At 36.9% G+C, this 22,697-nt stretch carries 25 protein-coding genes; 3 read left to right on the top strand and 22 right to left on the bottom strand.

Annotated elements, in window-relative coordinates; translation table 11 throughout:
- Nucleotides 1–6: 6 nt before the first annotated feature.
- From hisD to BIV20_RS07425, 12 genes are all read right to left on the bottom strand, one after another.
- A complete protein-coding gene (gene hisD, locus BIV20_RS07480; protein ID WP_075719625.1) occupies nt 7–1,299 on the bottom strand; it encodes a histidinol dehydrogenase in 1,293 nt (430 codons plus the stop codon).
- Nucleotides 1,296–1,949 carry an ATP phosphoribosyltransferase gene (hisG, locus tag BIV20_RS07475; protein WP_075719623.1) on the bottom strand — a complete coding sequence of 218 codons (654 nt, stop codon included), beginning with the start codon at nt 1,947–1,949 and terminating at the stop codon, nt 1,296–1,298. The genes hisD and hisG overlap by 4 nt, the downstream gene beginning before the upstream one ends.
- A 15-nt stretch (nt 1,950–1,964) precedes the next feature.
- Nucleotides 1,965–3,152 carry an ATP phosphoribosyltransferase regulatory subunit gene (gene hisZ, locus BIV20_RS07470; RefSeq protein WP_075719621.1) on the bottom strand — a complete coding sequence of 396 codons (1,188 nt, stop codon included), beginning with the start codon at nt 3,150–3,152 and terminating at the stop codon, nt 1,965–1,967.
- Between the two features lie 94 nt (nt 3,153–3,246).
- Entirely contained in the window at nt 3,247–3,780 is a 534-nt protein-coding gene (locus tag BIV20_RS07465; RefSeq protein ID WP_075719619.1) for a Holliday junction resolvase RecU, read from the bottom strand.
- A 60-nt stretch (nt 3,781–3,840) separates the two neighbouring features.
- Entirely contained in the window at nt 3,841–4,302 is a 462-nt protein-coding gene (locus tag BIV20_RS07460) for a GNAT family N-acetyltransferase (protein WP_083655133.1), read from the bottom strand.
- 37 nt (nt 4,303–4,339) lie between these two features.
- Nucleotides 4,340–5,008, bottom strand: coding sequence for a PBECR4 domain-containing protein (locus tag BIV20_RS07455; protein ID WP_075719617.1), 669 nt, complete (start codon nt 5,006–5,008; stop codon nt 4,340–4,342).
- Nucleotides 5,009–5,297: 289 nt separating this feature from the next.
- Entirely contained in the window at nt 5,298–6,299 is a 1,002-nt protein-coding gene (locus BIV20_RS07450) for an RluA family pseudouridine synthase (RefSeq protein ID WP_075719615.1), read from the bottom strand.
- Nucleotides 6,296–8,221 carry a YgiQ family radical SAM protein gene (locus BIV20_RS07445; RefSeq protein WP_075719612.1) on the bottom strand — a complete coding sequence of 642 codons (1,926 nt, stop codon included), beginning with the start codon at nt 8,219–8,221 and terminating at the stop codon, nt 6,296–6,298. The genes BIV20_RS07450 and BIV20_RS07445 overlap by 4 nt, the downstream gene beginning before the upstream one ends.
- Nucleotides 8,214–8,888: an HAD family hydrolase gene (locus BIV20_RS07440; protein WP_075719610.1), complete on the bottom strand. Its 675-nt coding sequence runs from the start codon at nt 8,886–8,888 to the stop codon at nt 8,214–8,216. The genes BIV20_RS07445 and BIV20_RS07440 overlap by 8 nt, the downstream gene beginning before the upstream one ends.
- 13 nt (nt 8,889–8,901) lie before the next feature.
- Nucleotides 8,902–9,624 carry a pseudouridine synthase gene (locus BIV20_RS07435; RefSeq protein ID WP_075719608.1) on the bottom strand — a complete coding sequence of 241 codons (723 nt, stop codon included), beginning with the start codon at nt 9,622–9,624 and terminating at the stop codon, nt 8,902–8,904.
- Nucleotides 9,625–9,632: 8 nt separating this feature from the next.
- Nucleotides 9,633–10,466 (bottom strand): M23 family metallopeptidase, encoded by an 834-nt coding sequence (locus BIV20_RS07430; protein WP_242939801.1) that lies wholly within the window; start codon nt 10,464–10,466, stop codon nt 9,633–9,635.
- A gap of 1 nt (nt 10,467) precedes the next feature.
- Complete coding sequence (locus BIV20_RS07425; RefSeq protein WP_083655132.1) at nt 10,468–11,916, bottom strand: aminoacyl-histidine dipeptidase; 1,449 nt, start codon at nt 11,914–11,916, stop codon at nt 10,468–10,470.
- A 53-nt stretch (nt 11,917–11,969) separates the two neighbouring features.
- Here BIV20_RS07425 and BIV20_RS07420 point away from each other — a divergent pair, with 53 nt between their 5' ends.
- Nucleotides 11,970–12,881, top strand: a complete 912-nt coding sequence (locus tag BIV20_RS07420) for a hypothetical protein (protein WP_075719604.1) — start codon at nt 11,970–11,972, stop codon at nt 12,879–12,881.
- Here BIV20_RS07420 and BIV20_RS07415 read toward each other — a convergent pair.
- From BIV20_RS07415 to BIV20_RS07375, 9 genes are all read right to left on the bottom strand, one after another.
- Nucleotides 12,867–13,490 carry an ATPase gene (locus tag BIV20_RS07415; protein ID WP_075719602.1) on the bottom strand — a complete coding sequence of 208 codons (624 nt, stop codon included), beginning with the start codon at nt 13,488–13,490 and terminating at the stop codon, nt 12,867–12,869. The two genes, BIV20_RS07420 and BIV20_RS07415, sit on opposite strands and share 15 nt — an antisense overlap.
- Before the next feature lie 2 nt (nt 13,491–13,492).
- Nucleotides 13,493–13,981: a pantetheine-phosphate adenylyltransferase gene (gene coaD, locus BIV20_RS07410; RefSeq protein WP_075719600.1), complete on the bottom strand. Its 489-nt coding sequence runs from the start codon at nt 13,979–13,981 to the stop codon at nt 13,493–13,495.
- Nucleotides 13,982–13,996: 15 nt separating this feature from the next.
- Nucleotides 13,997–14,551 carry a 16S rRNA (guanine(966)-N(2))-methyltransferase RsmD gene (gene rsmD, locus BIV20_RS07405; RefSeq protein WP_075719598.1) on the bottom strand — a complete coding sequence of 185 codons (555 nt, stop codon included), beginning with the start codon at nt 14,549–14,551 and terminating at the stop codon, nt 13,997–13,999.
- Complete coding sequence (locus BIV20_RS07400; protein WP_075719596.1) at nt 14,551–15,795, bottom strand: competence/damage-inducible protein A; 1,245 nt, start codon at nt 15,793–15,795, stop codon at nt 14,551–14,553. The genes rsmD and BIV20_RS07400 overlap by 1 nt, the downstream gene beginning before the upstream one ends.
- A gap of 39 nt (nt 15,796–15,834) precedes the next feature.
- On the bottom strand, nt 15,835–16,377 hold the full coding sequence (pgsA, locus tag BIV20_RS07395; protein WP_075719594.1) for a CDP-diacylglycerol--glycerol-3-phosphate 3-phosphatidyltransferase: 543 nt from the start codon (nt 16,375–16,377) through the stop codon (nt 15,835–15,837).
- Nucleotides 16,374–17,705, bottom strand: a complete 1,332-nt coding sequence (gene rimO / locus BIV20_RS07390; RefSeq protein WP_075719592.1) for a 30S ribosomal protein S12 methylthiotransferase RimO — start codon at nt 17,703–17,705, stop codon at nt 16,374–16,376. Before rimO ends, pgsA begins: the two co-directional genes overlap by 4 nt.
- A gap of 82 nt (nt 17,706–17,787) precedes the next feature.
- Nucleotides 17,788–18,036, bottom strand: a complete 249-nt coding sequence (gene rpoZ / locus BIV20_RS07385) for a DNA-directed RNA polymerase subunit omega (RefSeq protein WP_075720059.1) — start codon at nt 18,034–18,036, stop codon at nt 17,788–17,790.
- 9 nt (nt 18,037–18,045) lie between these two features.
- On the bottom strand, nt 18,046–18,681 hold the full coding sequence (gene gmk / locus BIV20_RS07380; protein ID WP_075719590.1) for a guanylate kinase: 636 nt from the start codon (nt 18,679–18,681) through the stop codon (nt 18,046–18,048).
- Between the two features lie 14 nt (nt 18,682–18,695).
- Entirely contained in the window at nt 18,696–19,574 is an 879-nt protein-coding gene (locus BIV20_RS07375; RefSeq protein ID WP_075719588.1) for a YicC/YloC family endoribonuclease, read from the bottom strand.
- 166 nt (nt 19,575–19,740) lie between these two features.
- Between BIV20_RS07375 and BIV20_RS07370 the strand changes: the two genes are divergently transcribed.
- Both BIV20_RS07370 and BIV20_RS07365 read left to right on the top strand, forming a co-directional pair.
- Nucleotides 19,741–21,477, top strand: a complete 1,737-nt coding sequence (locus BIV20_RS07370) for an Rqc2 family fibronectin-binding protein (RefSeq protein ID WP_075719586.1) — start codon at nt 19,741–19,743, stop codon at nt 21,475–21,477.
- A gap of 124 nt (nt 21,478–21,601) precedes the next feature.
- A complete protein-coding gene (locus tag BIV20_RS07365) occupies nt 21,602–21,805 on the top strand; it encodes an alpha/beta-type small acid-soluble spore protein (RefSeq protein ID WP_075719585.1) in 204 nt (67 codons plus the stop codon).
- Between the two features lie 58 nt (nt 21,806–21,863).
- On the opposite strand, the gene BIV20_RS07360 is transcribed toward BIV20_RS07365, so the two are convergent.
- Entirely contained in the window at nt 21,864–22,682 is an 819-nt protein-coding gene (locus BIV20_RS07360) for a class B sortase (RefSeq protein ID WP_075719583.1), read from the bottom strand.
- Nucleotides 22,683–22,697: the final 15 nt, after the last annotated feature.

Genomic DNA, 22,697 nt, shown 5'->3' with positions numbered 1-22,697 from the left:
TTCTATCTAATCTTCAAATCTTACTTTAATGGAATTTGCATGGGCCGTCAACTGTTCAGAGGTTGCAAATTGTACAATATCTTTATACACAGGCTCTAAAGCTTCTCTGGAGTAAGAAATAATACTGGATTTTTTGATAAAGTCGTCTACTCCTAATGGCGAGAAGAACTTGGCTGTTCCATTGGTAGGTAAAATGTGATTTGGTCCTGCAAAATAATCACCTAGTGGTTCACTTGCATATTCGCCTACGAAAATAGCTCCGGCATTCTTAATCTTCATCATAACCTCGAAAGGATTTGCTGTTAAAATTTCAAGGTGTTCGGATGCGATTTCGTTGGCAGTTTCAATTGCTTCGTCTAAGGAATCTGCAATCAATATGTATCCATAGTTTTCCAGAGATTTTTCAATAATCTCTTTTCTGGAAAGCTCAGCTACAAACTTATCTGCTTCTTCTGATACTTTCTTTGCCAATTCTTCACTGGTGGTAATTAAAATAGCACTTGCCAGTTCATCGTGCTCTGCCTGAGATAATAAATCTGCAGCTACATAGCGTGGATTAGATGTTTCATCTGCCAATACCAGAATCTCACTTGGTCCAGCGATTGAGTCAATGCTAACATGACCGAATACTGCCTTTTTTGCAAGGGCAACATAGATATTTCCAGGTCCTACAATTTTATCTACCTTAGGAATACTCTCTGTTCCGAAGGCAAGGGCTGCGATTGCCTGTGCTCCACCGACTTTGTAGATTTCTGTTACACCAGCTTCCATTGCAGCTACTAATGTGGCAGGATTGACTTTTCCTTCTTTGTTACATGGAGTAGTCATCACAATTTTTTCTACACCGGCTACTTTTGCAGGGATAACATTCATCAGTACCGAAGAAGGATAAGCAGCCTTTCCACCAGGTACATAAACACCGGCACTTGCAAGCGCGGTTACTTTTTGACCAAGCATGACACCATCCGGACGACTGTCAAACCAACTGTACTGCTTCTGCTTTTCATGGTAAACGCGAATGTTTTCCAAGGATTTGCGCATTACCTGTAACAATTTATCATCCACTAAAGTATATGCTTCTTTAATTTCATCTTCTGTCACACGAATATTGGAAGCATTGATATCCGCACCATCAAACTGTTTTGTATAGGAAAAAACAGCAGCGTCTTTTTCAGCACGTACTTTTTCAATAATTGCATTGACACTTTCTTCATATTGTGTGTAATTGTTTGGACTTCTTTTTAATAAGTCTTCTAATAGATTCTTTTTTGTATCACTTGTTAATTTTAATGTTCTCATTTGCCATTCTCCTTTGCCAATACCTCTTTCAAATCACTGATTAATTTAGTAATACGTTCATTTTCCATTTTCATGCTGACCTGATTTACTACCATTCGAGCAGAAAGAGGACAAACTTCTTCTAATACACTTAAACCGTTTTCACGTAAGGTAGTTCCGGTTTCTACTATATCTACGATTACTTCCGACAGACCAACAATTGGTGCCAGTTCGATAGAACCATTCAATTTGATAATTTCCACGGTCTGATGTTTTTTGTTATAAAAATAATCCTTGGCGATTCTAGGATATTTGGTTGCTACACTGATTAACTCATGGTGTTTTAACAGTTCTTCTGCATCCTTCGGACCGCAGACACACATCCTGCATTTTCCAAAGCCCAGGTCCAATACTTCATAAATATTACGCGCCTCTTCTAAAATAGTATCTTTTCCAACAATCCCGATATCAGCAGCCCCATATTCTACATAAGTTGGAACATCCGGTCCCTTCGCAAGGAAAAACTTTAATTTCAAATCTTCATTGACAAATATCAGCTTTCTGGTATCTTTATCCTTCATTTCCTGACAGGTAATTCCAATTTTCTCAAAGGTTTCCAAGGTCTGTTTCGCCAGTCTTCCTTTTCCAAGTGCAAATGTTAAATATCTCATCTTGTTCCTCCCGTGCTATTCCATAAATGTTATATCCTGCATGTGCATTCGCGCAGCATATGCCTTATAATCTTCTACTGTTTTATGGGCTGCCCATTTCACAAGAGAAACGCCTGTGCCTTGTTCTCTTAATGATAGTGCCTTCTTAATGGCATTGTCATGGCTGGTTTCTTTATAAACAATTAAGACCTGATTATCTTGTACCGGTATTTCAATTTTTTGTCTGGATAACGCAGCCATCAACTGATCAATAACTACAGCAAAACCGATGGAAGGAGCATTTTTCCCAAAATAAGGAAGTAAATTGTCATATCTGCCACCTTTTACAATAGGCTCGCCACTTCCAAAAGTATATCCGGCAAAAATAATTCCAGTATAATAATGGTAACTGCTAATCATGCCTGGTTCTAAGGAAACGTATTTTTCCACTCCATAACAGGAAAGTACCTGTAATAATAATTCTAGATGTTCCAATGCCTCTAACACCATAGGATATGATGCTGCAAGTTTCTTGGCACGATTCAACATATCTTCAGACATACTAAGACTTCCCAGCATGGAAAACAACTCTTTTAAATCAGCATTTAGACAAAGTGAATCAATTAATTCATCTACACCAAAAAAGTTTTTGTTAGAAATCAGATTCATTAATTCAGTTTCAGTTTCTTCTTGTAATTTTGCTGCCTCCACTAATCCTTTAAAAAATCCCACATGGCCAACACCAATCTGGAATTCTTGTAATCCTGCTGTTTTTAAAGCATTTACTACCAGTGCAATAATTTCTGCATCTGCATCTACAGAGTTATCGCCTATCATCTCTGCTCCCAACTGTGTAGATTCCTTCAAACGTCCCTGATAACTGGTATTATTAATAAAGGTATTACCCATATAGCAAAGACGAACCGGTAAATCTTCTTCTGCATAATATTTTGCTACGCATCTTGCGATAGACGGAGTAATATCCGGACGTAATACTAATGTGTTTCCTTCACGGTCAAAAAATTTATATAAGTCTTTGGAAGGAGTTGTTCCAATTTCCTTCCCGAAAATGTCGAAAAATTCAAAGGTCGGTGTCTCAATTGCATGATATCCGTATTTTTTTAGTAGATTATGCAAGTTATCCTGCAAAACAAGTTTTTTCGCGCATTCTGAATTGTAAATATCCCGAACACCTTCCGGGGTATGTAATAAACGTCGTTCCATAATTTCCTCCAATTTTCTATTGTCATGCACTTTAGTGTGCTACCATGCTACTAAACTAAAATTATTCATATTATATCCAACAAAGAACAAATTGTCAACCTCGCATTTCCAAATCCTTCTGCATCATATCCAAATATGGAACTAAAAGTCCACCATGGGAATGAAAGAAAAAATCCGGTTCTAATTCTTCATAACGAAAACTTTTTCTTCCACCTTCTTGGGCACGATTCCAAAATTCCATTATTTTTTCATAGCGCAGGTAATAAAATTCATTTCGATGAGAATAAAAAATAATCAAAAATGATATACCATCCTGCTTTTCCATGTTTCCCATAAATGCGATTTGGTGCGAGTGAATGTTCTGTAAAGGAAAGGTGTCTGTATTGCATTCCTTGGCATCAAAGCACACTGGTATTCCCTGTACAGCTCCAATATAGTCTACCGTACTTTTTTGTTCAAAATATGCCAGCGTGATGTGGCGGTTGTCCTTGTCTATTTTTAATGGCGTAATTGGGGTTGGTACTTTTTGAATTAGCGCCAGTCCCTGCGATAAATATTTTTCATTGGTGAGGTTTATGAATTCTTCTAGTGTGGAACCTCGTAAACCTCTTGAATTCCATGTTGCCATAATTCCTCCAAAGTTAGTAAGTTGTTATTTCATAGGCTGTGTACTGCTTCTTGAATCATTTTAAATCTTCCTTTTCATAGGTGTATAACGTATGCCCTTGTATTCTTGTTCTTTCTTCATGTCCTGAAATCCAATTGCATGATAAAAGGGCACAGCATATGGTGATGCATTTAGCTTAATTTCTGTTACATTGCGAATTTTCAAAATATTTATAATTTCATTAAAAAGCATAGTACCTATCCCTTGTCTATGATATTCTTTTCTTACAAATACACAAGAAACAGTATTATGATTACTGATGGATAAAATACCGGCTAATTCATCATTATCGAAGGCACCGTACATTTCTTCTTTACCATCATGAAATTTTTGCTGAAATTCAGTATTTTTCAAAAATTGATTTTCAAAGGTTTCAATCCCCTCACTTGAATAATCAGGCGCTATAAATTCATAAAAAACATTTTGGATAAGGGCAAAACCCTGTGGAATTTCGCTGATAGACATTTTTCTAACAAACTTCATAATATTTCTCACCTATAATTTTATTCACGATACATTTTTATATTAATGGTCTGGGCTTTTCTAAAATATTTTCTATTTCATCCGAAAAACGACATTCGTTAATATGTATACTTTTATCCACTTTTGTAAATATAGAATATTTTTCATCCATATATTTCTTTGATGCCACTGCGTACACTTTTTGTGTTGGTATAGTTGTTACATCTCTTATATCTTTTTTCAATAACGTATTCGGAACATTTAAACTGGTATTACGGTCTTTTACAAATCCAATACATCCACATACATTTCCTGCAACTTTTTCTGTAAATAGTTTTGGACCTCTGCCTGTAAAATCTCCAATCATTGTTACAGTTTTCTTAATCTGCATCATATTTTCTAATATATCAAGCTTTTGAGTTGTGGAACCGTCTTTTGAAAACGAAAAATCTTCTTCTGTTAATCTGTTACTCAAACATTTTTCGTAAAAATGAATAGAAGATACAACCTTAGGACTTAATCTTACTCCTGTCAAATGTAAAAAATTATAGCGATGAAAAGCAACCTCGTATCCCTTCAGCTGTGGCAAATAATTTTCCTCTGTTTCAAGCTGCTTTCTAATTTCAGATGGTATGCCATAAAGAAATAGTATTTTTTGATCTTCCAAATACTCTTTATATAATTTAGCCGATTTTGTTATAATTTGAATTGCATGTCTTTTGTCCATAACATTTTCCTTAATTTTATTATTAGAAAAGGGAACGTTAATGCCGCAGCACTAAACATTCCCTTTTCGTGGTTGATTTTTCCGTTGTCTGCCAACCTCCAGCACCTATGTCTGGAAAATAACAGGTTTTTCCGTTGCCTGCCAACCTCCGACACCTATGTTCGGAAAAAGTATCAGATTTTAGGTGTCAACCCACCGCTGATTCACAGCTTTTCTAACTACATTCTACAATAAATTGCGGTAAAATGCAATTACATTTTAAATTTATGTAAAAAATACAAAATTATTCTCATCCGTTATTTTTTAAATACTCTAACACTTTCTGAAATTCTTTGCTCAAAGTGGCAGTTACTTCTCTTCCATCCTCAAACTTCATCTGATAGGCATGCAGTAGCTGGGAGTGAATTCCCACTTCTTTTGCAAATTTGGTATTTACTTTTCTATCTCCATACTTACTATCTCCTACAATAGGATGTCCAATAGAGGCCAGATGTGCACGAATTTGATGCGAGCGACCGGTAATTAAGTGAACCTCCAATAAGGTATAAGTTTCTTTGATATTGTTGTCGGAGAAAGAAAAATTTTCTACCGCTTTATATCCTGTTTTGATATATTTGCTATCCGAAACTTCTTCCTTATATATTTTTACACTATTGCTCTTTTCATCCTTTTTCAGCCAACCCTCAATAAGCTGTTCCCCGGTTATTTTTCCTTTTACCAGACAACGATAATATTTTTCCATAGAACGGTCATTAAGTTGTTTTGCCATATTCTGCAGGCCATTCAAACTTTTTCCGGCAATCAGGAGTCCGGAAGTATTTCTGTCCAGACGATTGCAAATAGAAGGATGAAAAGTTACAAGTTCTTCTTTTGTAATAGACTTATTTTTCAACAGATAGCCAATGATATATTCATTGGCAGAAATATCACTTGGAGTAGCTTTCTGTGAAAGCATTCCAACCGGTTTATTTATAACCAGAATATCAGCATCTTCATAAACAATGTCGAGCGGAATACAAGGATATTTCTCGGTAATGCATCCCGAATTTCCAGTAGTCGTTGAATTTTCTAAAGCCGTGAACTTTTCAAAGGTCTCATCAGAAAAGAACAGCTTCACTTCGTCCCCAATATTCAATTTCTCAGAACCATCTGCTTTTTTCCCATTCAAAGTAATATTTTTTTTTCGAAGCATTTTGTATACAAAACTTCCCGGTGCCTGCGAAAGAAGTTTTTTCAAGTATTTGTCAAAGCGTTGTCCCGCCTCATTGTTATTTATCTGAAAGCTTTTCATCGTTGTTTCTTTCCTTTTCTGGATGATGTAGTTCGCTGATTTTTCTGCGGTGTTCGTCCCTTTCCTGTTCTAATTTTGCCTTTTGATTTATTGCTTGCATTTTTACGTTCATTTTTTGCTGTCATTTTTCGTGGCGGAATGAGACAATTTTTATCAAATCCAATCAAATCCGTACGTCCAGTTTTAATAAGGGCTTCCTTTACTAAATCATAGTTCTTTGGATCACGATACTGAATCAGTGCTCTCTGCATTGCCTTTTCGTGAGGATTATGGGCAACATAAACCGGTTCCATGGTACGTGGATCCAGTCCGGTGTAATACATACAGGTGGATATCGTAGATGGTGTGGGATAGAAATCCTGTACCTGCTCCGGCATATAGCCCAAATCTCTTAAAAATTCTGCCAATTCCACTGCTTCTTGTAATGTGGAGCCCGGATGAGAAGACATAAGGTAAGGTACTAGATATTGTTTCTTTCCCAGTTTTTCGTTCATTTTAGTATATTCTTTTACAAAACGATTGTAAACTGCCACCTCCGGTTTTCCCATTTTCTGAAGTACCTTGTCAGAAATATGTTCCGGTGCTACCTTAAGTTGTCCGCTGACATGATGTTCACACAGTTCCTTTAAAAAGGTTCGGTTTGAATCTGCCAACAGGTAATCAAAACGAATACCAGAACGAATAAATACCTTTTTTACCTTTGGAATCTTTCGTAATTTTCGAAGCAGGCTTAAATAATCCTTATGGTCTGCTTTTAAGTTTTTACATGGGGTTGGAAACAAGCATTGCTTATTTGGACAAGCTCCTTTTGTTAATTGTTTTTCACAGGCAGGCGCGCGAAAATTAGCCGTTGGCCCTCCAACATCATGGATATACCCCTTAAATTCCTTGTCCTGTGTAAGCAATTCAGCTTCCTTTATCAAAGACGCATGGCTACGGGTCTGGATAATTCTTCCCTGATGGAATGTAAGTGCACAAAAACTACATCCGCCAAAGCAACCGCGGTTACTGGTAAGGCTGAATTTTACTTCTGAAATAGCCGGTACACCACCTGCTGTTTCGTAAGAAGGATGATAGGTGCGCATATAGGGTAAACTATATACATCATCCATTTCAGTCTGGGTCAATGGTTTTGCGGCTGGATTCTGCACTACATAGATTCCATGTGGATATTCTTCCACAAGACGTTTTCCACTAAACGGATCTGTGTTACAGTATTGCTGATAAAAGCTTTGCGCATACGTTTTTTTATCTTCCTTTACTGCTTCAAAGGTAGGAAGGAAAGTTGCGTCATATATATTCTCTTTTTGACGGGTTTTATAAACAGTACCATTTACAAAAGTGATATCTTCTACAGCAAGTCCGCTATTTAATGCATCAGCCAACTCTATGATACTATGTTCGCCCATTCCATACATCAGAATATCCGCACCGGAGTCCAATAAAATAGAACGTTTTACCTTGTTACTCCAATAATCGTAGTGAGCAAGTCGACGAAGACTGGCTTCGATTCCACCAATGAGAATCGGTGTTTTTTTATAAGTCTGGCGTATTAAGTTGCAGTATACCACGGTAGCATAATCCGGACGTTTTCCCATAACTCCACCCGGTGTAAAGGAATCTTTTTCCCTGCGGCGTTTCGATACGCTATAGTGATTTACCATGGAATCCATATTTCCACCACTTACTAAAAAAGCAAGCCGTGGTTCGCCATAAATGGCAATACTTTCTTTTGACGTCCAATCCGGTTGTGAAATAATCCCCACAGAGTAACCGTGAGCTTCTAGTAGACGGCTGATAATGGCATGTCCAAAAGAGGGATGATCCACATAGGCATCCCCAATAACATAGACAAAGTCAAATTGTTCTATTTTTCTTTTTATCATATCCTCTTTAGAAAGAGGTAAAAATCCGTTATTCATGTTCTAAAACCTCATATGTGTGCTGCAGCACTTCTTCGTAGGATGAAATATAATAGTCTGCCAGTCGGCGTTTTTCCTCTCGCTGTTCTTCTGAAAATGCATCTTCTACTGCACAGACTTTCATTCCTGCATTTTTTCCTGCTAAAATCCCCATAGGAACATCTTCAAATACAAGGCAATGTTCCGGTAAAGTGTTCAATTGTTTTGCCACTTCTAAGTATACATCCGGTGCAGGTTTACCTTTTGCTACTTCACAAGAAGTAACAATTACTTGTATAGAATCTTCCAGAGAATGTGCCTTTACTACGGAATCTACTAATTCTCTGGAATTACTGGTGGCAATCCCCATGGAAATTTTATTTTCCTTGCAATATTTTAAAAATTCTTCTACGCCTGGTTTTAACGGTACATCCTTTGTATATTTTTCTAATGCCATCTGATTCCAGATAGCCTTTAATTCTTCCACACTTTCCGGTAAATGAAATAATTCTTTTGTATAAACTGCTGTTTCCGTAAAACTCATTCCCTCAATTTCTTTTTGGTAGGTAGGAGGAAGTTCCATGTTACGCGCAGATAAAAATTCAATGTCGATTTCGTCCCAGACCCACATGGAATTTATCAAGGTTCCATCTAAATCAAAAATAATAGATTGTATATTTTTTAACAATATCTCGCCCCTCCTATCGTTTCATTTGAATCTTTTCTATTTCCTCTGCAGTCAGTTTACGATATTCTCCCGGTTGTAAATTCTCATCTAATATTAAATTTCCCATGGAAATCCGCTTTAAGTAGACTACTTTTTTACCAACTGCTTCAAACATCCGCTTTACCTGATGAAACTTTCCTTCCATAATGGTAAGCTCTATTTCCGAAATATCCTCCGGCGAAACTTTTAAAATCTTAAGTTCCGCCGGCAGGGTAAGTCGTTCTTCTCCGATATCTACGCCTTTTTCAAATTGTACTACATCCTCTGAAGTAACACAGCCTTCTACTTTGGCATAATAAGTCTTTGCTACATGCTTTTTGGGTGACAATAGTTCATGGGCAAGTGCCCCATCATTCGTAATAAGTAGCAAACCTTCTGTATCAATATCCAGTCGTCCTACCGGGAATAAGTCCTTACGCTTTTTGGTATCTATGTAGTCCAATACAGTTTTATGCTTCGCATCTGTAGTAGCACTAACACATCCGGCAGGCTTATTTAACATAAAATATTCCATTTCTATATAGCTGATGGCTTTTCCTTGAAAAGTTATGCTGTCTTGGTTTGGGACTATTTTCTGTTCCGGTCCTTTGGGATAGACTCCATTAACCTGTACTTGTTTTTTGCGTATATACTGTTTTACCTCACTTCTGGTTCCGATTCCCATATCTGCCAGATATTTATCAATTCTTAACTGCATAATGCTCCTTATTCATATTGGCTGGTAAGACGTTTATCCTCTAAATATTTCATAATCCAGTAGGGATTGATGCTAAATTCTTCGCCATTTTCATCATTCAGATAAATTCCTATATGAAGATGTACATCAAAATTTCCAACGGTACCTTCTTCTCCATAGCCACTATCGCCCATAAATCCAAGTAATTCTCCCGCATTCACTTCTCTTCCTTCCTCGATTCCTTCAGCATAGTCATACAAATGTGCATAATAAAAATATGCACCATTTGGAGAACGAACACCAATCCGGTAGCCGCCCTGCGGAAGCCAACCTATTTTTTCTATCATACCGTCAGAAATGCTGATTACCGGATAATGACCTCTTTGATTCATAGATGCCATAATATCCGTACCTTCATGCTTTCGTTTTCCACCAAAAGTTCGCTCTGACATCCATGAATTTTCAAAGGAGACCTGAAGGGTTTCACCACGATCAGCAGGAACCGGAAAGTATCTCAAATCACACCAGAGGGCTTTCTCATAGCTTACTATATAGGAAAATTCCTTCTTTTTATATTTCTTTACCGGTTTCAAATATTCCTCTAATGGCTTTTCCTTCTCTTCTCCAGTGAAAAGATAGCCACACAAATATTCATATCTGGAGTAACGTCCGTCTTTCTCATAACCACAGAATTTCTGATATAATTCACCGGAAATTTCCTGATTGCGCAGGTTTTCTTTGGTACTCTCTACATCCATAAGATGCATTACCTTTGCAATATTTTGGATTTTTGTAATAGTCACCACATCGAATCCAAGAATTGCAGTAAAAAGAATACAGAACAGTCCTACGCGTCTTTTCATATTATTTCGAACGTTTTAAAAATTCCACAATCAGATTCCAAACCTTTTCTGTAGAAGAAATACTTAAACGTTCCTTAGGAGTATGAATATCAAAGTTTGCCGGTCCAAAGGAAATACAATCTAAGCCATCGATTTTACCGGAAAAAATACCACATTCCAATCCGGCATGAATTGCCTGTATTTTAGGCTCTTCTTGAAACAAATCCCGATAAGTCTGTACCATCAAATCACGCATCTTAGAATCAGCTTTGTATTCCCATGCCGGATAATCTCCGCTAATATTGACGGAACCACCTAAGAATTCAGTTACAAAACAAAGTCTATCGGTTACTTCGTATTTCCGGCTGGTAACGCTGCTTCTTACAGAGAAGGAAAGAGAGAATGTATCCTCGCTCAAAGTCATAATTCCTGCATTCAAAGAAGTTTCCACCAATCCTGGAATATCCATACTCATATTTTGCACACCGCAAGGAAGATTTCGTAACATAAATAATACTTTGGCAAAAGAAGTTCTATCTAATGCGTCAACTGATAGATTTTCTTTTTTTGTGCAGAGCACGGAAACATCCGGATCCGAAATATGATATTCCTTTTTTAAATCTGCGTCATATTCTTTTACCAGTTCTTGCAATTCTGTTTCCAGTGCTTCATTCATAAGAATGGTGCATATCGTTTCTCTAGGAATGGCATTGTCCTTCAATCCTCCGGTTAGGGAAACTACTGAAAAATCTATCTGATCTGCTAATTGTTTTAATAATCTGCCTATAAGCATAATCGCATTTCCATGCTCTTTATGAATTTCACTTCCTGAATGTCCCCCCTGAAGGCCTGTAATCTTCAGCTCATATTCCATTCCTTCTGTACTTTTTCTTGTAACCGGAAGTTCACATTCTGCTGTTAAACCACCTGCACAGCTGGTTAAAAATACACCCTCTTCATCAGAATCAATGTTCAAAAGTTTCTTTCCTTTTAACATGGAAAGATCTATTCCCTCAGCTCCTAACATTCCAATCTCTTCATCTACAGTAATGACTACTTCTAATGGTGGATGCGCCAGAGTATCATCATCTAAAATTGCAAAGGCATAGGCGATGGCAATTCCATCGTCTCCACCAAGAGTTGTGCCATCTGCTTTCAAAAAATCGCCATCTACGAAGAGGCGGAGTCCATCCTTTTCAAAATCAATATCTACGCCGTTTTCTTTTTCACAGACCATATCCATATGTCCCTGAATGATGATTGGCTCGGAAGCTTCATATCCTGCAGAACCTTCTTTGAAGATAATAACATTGTTCATTTCATCCTGAATGTACTTAAGACCGTGTTCCTTTGCAAAAGCAACACAATAATCACTAATTGCCTTCGTATTTTTAGAACCATGAGGAATACTGCATATATCTTCAAAATATTCAAATACTTTCTTTGGTTTTAATTCATTGCAAACTTTCATTTTATGCCCTCCTATTTTACGCATATTTATTATTATGATTCATAGAATAAACTATGAAAAAAATCATGTATATTATTGCTTTAATCGGTTTTTTAACTTATATTTTGTGTTTCCCGAAAGATGCTGTGATGTCAGCTGCAATAGGTCTAAAACTCTGGTATGAGAAAATGATGCCTACTCTGCTTCCGGTTACCATTCTTTCCTACATATTAATTCATTCAGGAATTTTAGACGAATTAACTGTAAAACTGCATAGAATTGTAAAGAAGTTCTTTCCTATCAGCAATGCCGGACTTTATCCATTGATTTCAGGGTTGCTGTTTGGTTTTCCGCTGGGAAGTAAAATTACAGCCGAACTGGTATCTTCTGAAAAAATGTCCTATGAAGAAGGAAGTCGACTGTTTTGTATCTGCAACAATATTAGTCCAGCCTTCGTTAGTGGTTTCATTTTGACAGACTGCTTGCATCACTCGGAGTTGTTATTGCAGACTTATCTCATTTTGTATCTACCACCATTAATTTTATATATGTTGCTTTGTCATAGGAAAAATTTCTCTGCTTCGCAAATTTCTCAAAAAAAGCCGACATCAATGAACTTTCAACTCATAGATGACGGCATTATGAACGGATTTGAAACCCTTGCCAAATTGGGCGGATACATTATGCTTTTTGCCATACTGGCTCAAATGACTACCCTGCTTCCAGTTTCCAATCAGTATCTTCGATGTATTTTAATTGGATTTACAGAAATTACAAATGGAGTTGCATATACCGCCGGCACTAATATGGCTTTTTCCAAAACTTATCCATTAATTATGGCATATACTGCTTTTGGTGGACTTTCCGGGTTTGCCCAGACCGCCTCTATGGTAAAGGATACCCATTTCCCACTAAAACCATACATCCTTACAAAGTTAGCCGGAACTGGCATCACCTTTTTGCTTGCGCTTTTATTGGTTCAGTAAATCTGTATTTACCTCCATCTGAGGAACTTCTTTTTCTGGCGTTGGTTCCTCTGCCGGAACTTCCTGCTCTTCTTCCGGTCTTAATTCATTCCGGTTTGTATTTACTAAATCATAGCAGTTTTGAAGAGATTTCATGAGATTATCTGTTCTTGCCTGCGTGGTATCCATAGCATGACCAATAATTTCTTCCAAATTTTTCAGAATATCATCGGTATACTGAATTGCTCCCATACGAATGTTATTAGCATCATTGGTCGCATTATCCAGAATTTCCTGAGCTTGATTCGTAGCAATTAATACCACTTCATTTGCCTGTGCATATGCCTGTTGCATAATCTCATGTTCGCTTACCAACTCTGAGGTATGTACCTGTGCTTCTGCAATAATGGCATCTGCCTTGGCTTGAGCATCTGCTAAAATAGCTTCTTTATTACTAATAATTTTCTGATAACGCTTAATTTCATCTGGCGTTTTTCTTCTAAGTTCTGCCAATAAATCATCTAATTCATCTCTATTTACTACAATCTTGGATGTTGAAAAAGGCTGTGGCTTACATCCATCAATATACTCTTCAATTTCATCAATAATCTGTTCTATTCTACTGCTCATAGTTAACTCTCCTTATTATTGTATTTTTCGTAAATCCTTCCAATGAGCTTCTCTGGTACAAAATGAGAAATGTCTCCCCCGTAAGAAGCAACTTCCTTAACAATGGTAGAACTTAAATAAGCATACTCCAAACTGGTAGTCAAAAACAAAGTATCTATATTTGGATTCACAATCCGGTTGGTCTGTGCAATCTGAAGTTCATATTCAAAATCTGTCACAGCCCTAAGTCCTCGGATAATAATAGAAGCATCCATTTCTCGTGCATAATCTATCAGTAACCCGTCAAAAGAAGTGACTTTTACATTCGGAAGATGATTTGTTATCTCTTCTAACATACTAACACGTTCTTTTACAGAAAACAACGGATTTTTTGCACTATTATTCAAAACTGATACCAACAACTCGTCTACCATTTTAGCAGAGCGTTCAATCATATCAATATGTCCAAAGGTTACCGGGTCAAAACTTCCCGGATAAATTGCTCTTGTCATATTAGCCCCCATTTCTTATCTGACATGCCGCATAAAAACATGCATGTTGTTTTTGTATCTTTTCTCTTTTGTTATTTGATATCCAATCTCCTTTAAATAGGAGAAATCTGTATCCAATGATGCTTCTACAATAATTAGTGTATCCTCATTTATAATGGAGGAATCAGCTAATGTTCGTAAAACATCTTCTTCTAGTCCCTTTTTGTATGGAGGATCCATAAAAATAATATCAAAAATATGCTTTCCTTCCATACGACGAATTGCTGAAACAGCATCCATATGCATTACAGTACTTTGCTCAGTAAAACGAGTAAAAGCAATATTTTCCTGTATACAGTTTACAGCTTTCTTATTGTTTTCTACGAAAACCGCCTGTCTTGCTCCACGACTGATAGCTTCTAATCCAATCTGACCACTTCCTGCAAATAAATCCAGAAAATCGCATCCCGAAATATCTGGATTTAATATATTAAACAATGTTTCTTTTATACGGTCTGTAGTTGGTCTTGTATCCATTCCCTCAATCGTTTTAAGCGGGAGACTTCTTGCACTTCCGGCTATGATTCTCATTATTCCACCTCTTTTAAAATTGCTTTACGAAGCAGTGTCAAAGCACTGGCTACGGCATATTCTCTTACTTTACTGCGGTTCCCGGTATATATATTTCGTTCCGTATATGTCTTTCCTTTACAGTAACAACACATGTACACCAAACCTACTGGTTTTTCACTGGTGCCACCATCCGGTCCGGCAATCCCTGAAATAGAAACACAAATATCTGCGTTTGCTGCTTTTGCACCACCTTTTGCCATTTCAAGAACCGTTTCTTCGCTGACTGCTCCGTATTTTTCTAATGTCTCATGCGATACACCTAGTAGTTTCTCTTTGGCTTCGTTAGAATAAGTAATGTATCCTTCCTTCAGATTCTCCGAAATCCCCGGTACATTGACGAGTCTTCCGGCCAAGAGACCTCCTGTACAAGATTCTGCAGTTGTTACTGTCAAATGATGTTCTGACAATAGTTTTGCTACTGCCATTTCCAGTGTTACATCTTCTTTATCCGTATAAATCATAGAACCAAATCGTTTTCGCAGTTCCTGCTCTAATGGTTCAATCATAGAAAAAGCCTTTTCTTTCGTCTCTGCTCGCGCTGTAAGGCGTAAATGCACTTCTCCTGTTTTAGCATATGGTGCCACGGTTGGATTTTCCTGCTGCTCAATCAAATCTAAAATCTCTGTTTCAGCAGTGCTTTCACCAATACCGCACAGTTTTACCATTTTAGAACATATGATTTCCGGTTGTAATTTGTTCAAATATGGATATACTTGTTCTTCAAACATAGGAATCAATTCATTTGGTGGTCCCGGAAGCAGAATCATTCTGGTATTTTCTTCCTCCATGATAATTCCGGGAGCTGTTCCGTTTGAATTATACAGTACAATACTTCCTTCGGGGACTAATGCCTGCTTCCAATTGTTTTCTGTGATTTTTCTGCCACGTTTCGTAAGAAATGCTTCAATTTCTTGTCTGGCACGAGTGTCCTCGACCAAAGTTTTCTTCATTACTTTTGCCGCTGTCTCTTTGGTTAAATCATCTTGAGTAGGTCCAAGTCCTCCGCATAAAATAATAACATCGGAACGATTTTTTGCCGTTTTTAAAAGTTCTTCCAATCTTCCGGGATTATCGCCTACCACACTTTGATAATACATGGAAAGTCCCAACATAGCACACTTTTCTGCCATGTATGCCGCATTGGTATTTACAATATTTCCAAGTAAAAGTTCTGTTCCTACACATACTAATTCTACTGTCATAATGTTACCGTCCTTTATTTTGCAAAAATTGTTTTCTGATTATTTTTGCTCTTTCAATACAGATTTATTCTTTGCAATATAGTCAATTAAAGAAACTACGGTCAAAATTAATGCAATATAAGTAATCACAGTTGTGCAGATACGGTAAATATCATTGTCAAAATCCAAAATCAACATAACAATCATAATCATCTGAAAAGTAGTCTTAAACTTGCCCCAATAACTTGCAGCAATCACTACTCCGTTATCAGAAGCCACCAGACGGAAACCACTAATAATAAATTCTCGGCTGATAATCACAATGACAATCCATGCAGCCAACTTATCATTTGCTGTCAGACAAATCATGGCAGAACATACCAACAGTTTATCTGCCAACGGATCCATAAACTTTCCGAAATTAGTTACAAGATTGTTTTTTCGTGCGATTTTTCCATCCAGCATGTCTGTCAGACTGGCAATAATAAAAATCGCTGCAGCCGCATATTTCCCAGCAGTTCCTACACAAGGAAGCAGCATACAAAGTACAAATGGAATAATTAATATAACACGCAAAATAGTTAACTTGTTTGGTAAATTCATACTATCATCTCTCCTATTAAGTCATATTCATATGCTCCGGTTATTTTTACTTTTACAAAGTCTCCGGTCATAAGCGTCTCGTCCGTATTGACAAAAACATATCCGTCAATTTCCGGAGCATCTCGGTAGGTTCTTCCCACATAGGCATTTTCCGCGTCCACTTTGCCTTCAATCATAACCCAGAGTTCTTGCCCTTTCATTTCTTCGTTCTTATCGAAAATAATCTCTTCCTGAAGTTCCATGATTTCATCACGCCATTCAGACTTTACTTCCTCTTCAATCTGATTTGGAAATTCTGCAGCAGGTGTTCCTTCCTCAGGGGAATAAGTAAATGCACCGAGACGATCAAATTCCATCTCATTTAAGAAATACATCAATTCCTCATGCATTTCCTGTGTTTCTCCCGGAAAACCACTAATCAATGTGGTACGCAGTGTAATATCCGGTATTTCCTTCTTCAAATGAGAGATTTTTTCTGTCAGTTCTTCTTTTGTAGTACGTCTGCCCATACGCTTTAACAACTCATTACTAATATGCTGTATCGGCATGTCAAGATAATGACAAACCTTTTTATTTCTTTTAATAGACTGAATCAGTTCTTCATAAATCTCTTCCGGGTAGCAGTACATAATTCGAATCCATTGGATTCCGGAAATTTCGTTCAATGCATCTAATAATTTGTGCAAAGACTTTTCACCATATAAGTCGACACCATACAGAGTTGTCTCTTGCGCTACCAAAATCAATTCCTTTACACCTTGCTCTGCTAGTTCTCTTGCCTGCTTTAACAGTTCTTCCATAGGCACACTACGGTATCTGCCTCGAATATGAGGAATAATACAGTAGGTACAATTTTTATTACATCCTTCTGCTATCTTAAGATGAGCATAATGTCCCCCTGTTGTAAGAGAACGGGAGGCTTTTATTTCCGGAAGACCTTCTAGCGGCTTATAGGCTTCATAATGCTGCCCTGAATGTGCTTGCACTTCTTCTAATGCCTTTGCAATCTCTTCATAAGAATTAGTTCCCAATATGATATCTACCTGTGGAATTTCTCTTATAATCTCATCTCTATATCGTTCTGCAAGGCAACCGGTTACAACTAATACCTTACAGCTTCCTGCATCTTTATATTCAGCCATTTCCAAAATGGTATTGATACTTTCTTCTTTTGCATCATTAATAAAGCAACAGCTATTAATTACAATAACCTCTGCTTCTGTTTCATCATTTGTAAAAGTATGCCCGGCTTCCCGTAAAGTTCCAAGCATAAACTCCGTGTCCACAAGGTTCTTATCACACCCAAGGGATACAAATAAAATTCTCATAGTTCCTCCATTAATAACAAAGATTACCACACTGTTCTGTTTCCAAAACAGTGTGGTAAAATATTTCTGAATTTATGCTGTTTTATTCTTCAGTTTCCTCGTCATCACCGACAATCTTCACTTCACCATTGTAAAGTTCTTCTACTGCAATAGAAAAAGGTTTTTTTCCTGCAATATCATCAATCAATGGTTCCTCTCCGGCAATAATCTGTCTTGCACGTTTTGCTGTGGCAAGTACGATAGAATAACGGCTATTTACTACCGGTTCTTCTCCGATTTCCACTCCGCTGTTTACTACTTTCATTAAATCTGTGTAAGATGGACGTAACATCATATGGCATCATTCTCCTTTTGAAAATTCTTTTAATTCATTTTTTATATCATCAATCAATTCCTGATTTCGGAATGCTCTTGCATGTTCATTCTGGATAATAGCATGTACTTCCTCTACACACTCCTCCAAAACATCATTTATTACGAAATAATCGTAATTTTCTACTCCTTGTGCTTCTTCCCATGCACGACTTAATCTGGAAGCAATGGTTGCTGCATCTTCAGTTCCTCTGCCTTCCAGACGCTTTTTTAATTCTTCAGCACTTGGCGGAGAGACAAACATCAATACGGTATCAGGATACTTTTCTTTTACTTTCAAAGCTCCTTGAATTTCAATTTCTAAAATAACATCTTTCCCATTTTCTAACTGTTCAAAAACATAATTTCGGGGTGTTCCATAATAGTTATTTACATATTGAGCATATTCAATCAATTCTTCTTGTTCTATCATGGATTCAAATTCTTCCTTTGTTACGAAAAAATATTCTTTTCCATGAACCTCTCCCGGTCTTGGTGCCCTAGTTGTGGCTGAAATACTCAATGCGTAAGTATCTGCGTACTTCGCCATCAATTCTTTCATAATGGTTCCCTTTCCCGAGCCGGAAAAACCGGAAACCACAGTCAATATTCCTCTGTTCTTCATATCTTAGAACCTCTTTATTCAATATTCTGAATTTGTTCTCTTACTTTTTCAATGTCCGTTTTTAAATTAATAGCGATATCAGAAACCGTAAGATCATTTGCTTTGGAAAGAATGGTATTTGCTTCACGATTCATTTCCTGAGCAATAAAGTCAAGCTTTCGTCCTATGCTTCCTCCCTGCGAAAGAGTCTCCTTTGTTGCGAGAATATGACTCTTTAAGCGTACAGTCTCTTCATCTGTACATATCTTATCGGCAAAAATGGTAACCTCGGTTGCAAGACGGTTCTCGTCTATTTGTGTATCACCCAAAAGCTCTGCTACCTTGTCTTGTATTTTCTGACGATATTCCGCAATGATTTCAGGCGAACGCTTTTCAATCTCTTCAACATACTGTAACATTCCGTCCAGTTTTTGCAATAAATCTTCCTTAAGATTTGTTCCTTCTCTCATTCGTGTCTCTACGAACTGCTCTGCAGCACCGCGAATTGCTTTTTCTAAAGTAGCCCATAATGCATCTTCATCTACCGTCTGTTCTTCCATTGTTAAAACTTCCGGATAACGTGAAAGAGTACATGCCTGCAAATCATTATTCAGCGAAAAGTCCTCTGCCATTTGGCTTATGTACTTTACATACTCAGCTGCCAGTTCCTGGTTATATTTTAAGGTTACATTATTTTCCGTGTAATCCTCATAAGTAACAAAAATATCTACTTTACCACGCTGGATATATTCCTTTAAAAGAGTACGGATACTGCTTTCAAAAAAATTTAATTTTTTCGGCATTTTGATATTTACATCCAGATATCTGTGATTTACAGCCTTTATTTCTACCGTAATCTTTCGTTCTTTCTCAGCAATTTCACAGCGTCCAAAGCCGGTCATGCTCTTAATCATGTGAAACCTCCTGTCTCATGCATCACCGTATGCATAATTATTTGTATTATAGAACAATTTTGCTAAATAGTCAAATGTCTTGTGTTTTCTTTTTTCGATTTTTGGTGTATACTCAGAGTAACGTCCTGTATTGACATTGAAATTTAAAATTGTAGGAGAATAAATTATGGCATTTGATGGAATTGTAATAGCAAATCTTGTAAAAGAATTAAATGAAAATATATTAAACGGAAGAATCAGTAAAATCGCCCAGCCCGAAAATGATGAGTTGCTTCTCACCCTAAAAGGAACAAAGGGACAAGTGCGTCTGGTGTTATCCGCCAGTGCTTCTCTTCCACTTATTTATCTCACTTCAGAGAATAAAACAAGCCCTATGACTGCACCGAATTTTTGTATGCTACTCCGTAAGCATATTGCAAACGGACGAATCACCCGAATTTACCAGCCTAATATGGAGCGTATTATTAATTTTGAAATTGAACATTTAAATGAACTGGGGGATTTATGTCACAAGACATTGATTGTAGAAATTATGGGAAAACACAGTAACATCATTTTCTGTAATGAAGATGGAATGATTATTGATAGTATCAAGCATATTTCTGCTCAGGTCAGTTCAGTTCGTGAGGTACTGCCCGGAAGAACCTATTTCATTCCGGAAACTCAGGATAAATACAATCCGCTTACTGCTAACCAGAATAATTTTTTTGAAAAAGTATTTGAGAAACCAATGACTGTCACTAAGGCAATCTATACCACCTACAACGGTATCAGTCCGGTTATTGCATCAGAACTATGCTTTCGTGCAGGAATTGACGGAGACCGCCCCACTCAGGCACTAAACGAAGAAGAAAAACTCCATCTTTATCATCATTTTCAGTGGCTCATGGAGGATATTGCAGAAGGAAAATTTTCTCCAAATATTGTAAAAAAGGGAAAAGAGCCGGTCGAATTTGCTGCTGTTTCCTTAAAACAGTATGATGATTTAGATATTAGTAACTTTCATACGATTTCCGAAGTATTGGAACAGTATTATGCAGAAAAAAATATCTACACCAGAATCCGCCAGAAATCCGTAGACCTGCGAAAAGTTGTTACCACAGTTCTGGAACGCAACCGAAAAAAATATGATTTACAGGCAAAACAGTTAAAAGATACAGAAAAACGTGATAAATATAAAGTTTATGGGGAATTAATTAATACCTATGGTTACAATTTGGAGGAGGGGGCAAAAAAACTGGAAGCCCTCAATTATTATACGAACGAGATGATAACCATCCCTTTAGATCCGCAATTAACGCCACAGGAAAATTCACAAAAATATTTTGATAAATATAATAAATTGAAACGAACCAGCGAAGCCTTAAATGATTTAATTCAGGAAACACATTCCGAAATTGAACATCTGGAATCTATTGCTACTTCCATGGATATTGCTGTATCTGAAGAAGATTTGACACAGATTAAAGAAGAATTGATACAATCCGGCTATATTAAGAAGAAAAATACCGGTAAAAAAGAACGTATCAAAAGCAAACCTTTTCACTACATTTCCTCTGATGGTTATCATATTTATGTCGGAAAAAATAATCTGCAAAATGATGAATTGACCTTTAAGTTTGCCGTTGGAAACGACTGGTGGTTCCACGCTAAGGGCATGCCGGGATCTCATGTTATTGTAAAAACCAATGGCGATGAACTTCCAGACCGCACCTTTGAAGAAGCTGGTCGGCTTGCTGCATATTATTCAAAGGGACGGGATAATGATAAGGTCGAAATTGATTACCTGGAAAAGAAAAATGTAAAAAAGCCAAATGGAAGCAAACCCGGATTTGTAGTATATTATACAAACTACTCTCTCACCACCAGTCCGGATATTAGTGGAATTTCTTTAGCAGAATAATCAATTACAAAAAAATGTTAAAATCGGAAGGAATTGCATGTCTATTAAGAGCGCTCCTGCATATACTAGAATCGTAACAAATCTTGTTACACAACCAAAGAGGAAGAAAACAGGAGGTAACGATATGTCTAATTCATCTAACAAGGCAGTAGTGCCTGAAGCAAAAAGTGCGTTAAACAGGTTCAAGTTTGAGGTAGCTAATGAGATTGGTGTTCCTTTGAAGGACGGTTATAACGGAGATTTAACCTCTAAGCAGAATGGTTCTGTTGGTGGTTATATGGTGAAGAAAATGATCGAAGCCCAGGAAAGACAGATGTCCGGTAAATAGTAATTTTACTGGCACCAAAATAGCGGTTTGTACCTTTATGTACAAACCGCTATTTATATTATTCTTTTGAATAAGATATTACCTCTTCTAACTTTGAAACAACTAAATATCTCCTATTTTCCTGACCGCTGATACACACAGACAATACTAATACTTTATCCTCCCCTGCTATCTCTATCTCATCATTAAAATGCGTAATATTATTTTCACGACACTCTTCTAGTGATTCAATAAAAGCGTCCCTACCCGTCGAACTTTTTACATCAAAATATGCCGGTATCAGTTTATCATTATAATTGACCACAGCATATATACTATAAATAAATCGATTTTTCTCTGTCTCTACGGTATATTTATCAAATGCTTGAAAAAAATTTGCATCATCAAAATTATGTAAACTGCCAAACATTTCTCCAGACTTCATATTATGTCCATACAAAACTGTAATATAATCATCAAATTCTTTACTGTTACATATATTTGAATAGATGCAGCCCGGATATCCCGAGGAACCATCGATATTAGTATTTAAATACTTATCATCCGTAGTAGATTGCAGAATAGGATAATCCACTTTTGTTTCCGGTATTGTAATCCACGCATAGACATCCCCATTCATTTGTTTTAAAGTATCAAAATCATGCATAAGACATGGCTCTTCGTTTGCTACTTCAGACTCTGTTCCTTTTTCATCTTCAGATTTTGTATCAATAGTCACCTGTTTTACCAAAGTATCCATTTCAAGTATATTTTCATTTATTTCTTCTTTATATTGTTTGTATTTCAAAAAAACCAACACCAAACATATCAGCAACATAGCACCAATTATACTCACTATGTAAATAGCCTTATTACTTTTTTTCAGTCTTTTTTTCATATCTCATTTCCCTTT

The organism is Roseburia sp. 499 (genome assembly GCF_001940225.2).
Taxonomy (GTDB): Bacteria; Bacillota; Clostridia; order Lachnospirales; family Lachnospiraceae; genus Petralouisia.
The sequence above is the reverse complement of the archived record's forward strand: the minus strand, read 5'-3'. Positions and strand labels throughout refer to the sequence as shown.

Excerpts from the sequence above, each read along its gene's own strand:
- coaD (WP_075719600.1), bottom strand. The coding sequence starts at position 13,981 with ATGACAAGAGCAATTTATCCGGGAAGTTTTGACCCGGTAACCTTTGGA.
- BIV20_RS07360 (WP_075719583.1), bottom strand. The coding sequence starts at position 22,682 with ATGAAAAAAAGACTGAAAAAAAGTAATAAGGCTATTTACATAGTGAGT.
- pgsA (WP_075719594.1), bottom strand. The coding sequence starts at position 16,377 with ATGAATTTACCAAACAAGTTAACTATTTTGCGTGTTATATTAATTATT.
- BIV20_RS07415 (WP_075719602.1), bottom strand. The coding sequence starts at position 13,490 with ATGAGCAGTAGAATAGAACAGATTATTGATGAAATTGAAGAGTATATT.
- rimO (WP_075719592.1), bottom strand. The coding sequence starts at position 17,705 with ATGAGAATTTTATTTGTATCCCTTGGGTGTGATAAGAACCTTGTGGAC.
- BIV20_RS07375 (WP_075719588.1), bottom strand. The coding sequence starts at position 19,574 with ATGATTAAGAGCATGACCGGCTTTGGACGCTGTGAAATTGCTGAGAAA.
- BIV20_RS07425 (WP_083655132.1), bottom strand. The coding sequence starts at position 11,916 with ATGAAAGTTTGCAATGAATTAAAACCAAAGAAAGTATTTGAATATTTT.
- BIV20_RS07435 (WP_075719608.1), bottom strand. The coding sequence starts at position 9,624 with ATGCAGTTAAGAATTGATAAATATCTGGCAGATATGGGAATCGGAACC.
- hisG (WP_075719623.1), bottom strand. The coding sequence starts at position 1,949 with ATGAGATATTTAACATTTGCACTTGGAAAAGGAAGACTGGCGAAACAG.
- BIV20_RS07370 (WP_075719586.1), top strand. The coding sequence starts at position 19,741 with ATGGCATTTGATGGAATTGTAATAGCAAATCTTGTAAAAGAATTAAAT.
- rpoZ (WP_075720059.1), bottom strand. The coding sequence starts at position 18,036 with ATGTTACGTCCATCTTACACAGATTTAATGAAAGTAGTAAACAGCGGA.
- BIV20_RS07465 (WP_075719619.1), bottom strand. The coding sequence starts at position 3,780 with ATGGCAACATGGAATTCAAGAGGTTTACGAGGTTCCACACTAGAAGAA.
- BIV20_RS07400 (WP_075719596.1), bottom strand. The coding sequence starts at position 15,795 with ATGACAGTAGAATTAGTATGTGTAGGAACAGAACTTTTACTTGGAAAT.
- BIV20_RS07445 (WP_075719612.1), bottom strand. The coding sequence starts at position 8,221 with ATGAATAACGGATTTTTACCTCTTTCTAAAGAGGATATGATAAAAAGA.
- BIV20_RS07420 (WP_075719604.1), top strand. The coding sequence starts at position 11,970 with ATGAAAAAAATCATGTATATTATTGCTTTAATCGGTTTTTTAACTTAT.
- BIV20_RS07460 (WP_083655133.1), bottom strand. The coding sequence starts at position 4,302 with ATGAAGTTTGTTAGAAAAATGTCTATCAGCGAAATTCCACAGGGTTTT.
- BIV20_RS07430 (WP_242939801.1), bottom strand. The coding sequence starts at position 10,466 with ATGAAAAGACGCGTAGGACTGTTCTGTATTCTTTTTACTGCAATTCTT.
- hisD (WP_075719625.1), bottom strand. The coding sequence starts at position 1,299 with ATGAGAACATTAAAATTAACAAGTGATACAAAAAAGAATCTATTAGAA.
- hisZ (WP_075719621.1), bottom strand. The coding sequence starts at position 3,152 with ATGGAACGACGTTTATTACATACCCCGGAAGGTGTTCGGGATATTTAC.
- BIV20_RS07365 (WP_075719585.1), top strand. The coding sequence starts at position 21,602 with ATGTCTAATTCATCTAACAAGGCAGTAGTGCCTGAAGCAAAAAGTGCG.
- BIV20_RS07450 (WP_075719615.1), bottom strand. The coding sequence starts at position 6,299 with ATGAAAAGCTTTCAGATAAATAACAATGAGGCGGGACAACGCTTTGAC.
- rsmD (WP_075719598.1), bottom strand. The coding sequence starts at position 14,551 with ATGAGAATCATAGCCGGAAGTGCAAGAAGTCTCCCGCTTAAAACGATT.
- BIV20_RS07455 (WP_075719617.1), bottom strand. The coding sequence starts at position 5,008 with ATGGACAAAAGACATGCAATTCAAATTATAACAAAATCGGCTAAATTA.
- gmk (WP_075719590.1), bottom strand. The coding sequence starts at position 18,681 with ATGAAGAACAGAGGAATATTGACTGTGGTTTCCGGTTTTTCCGGCTCG.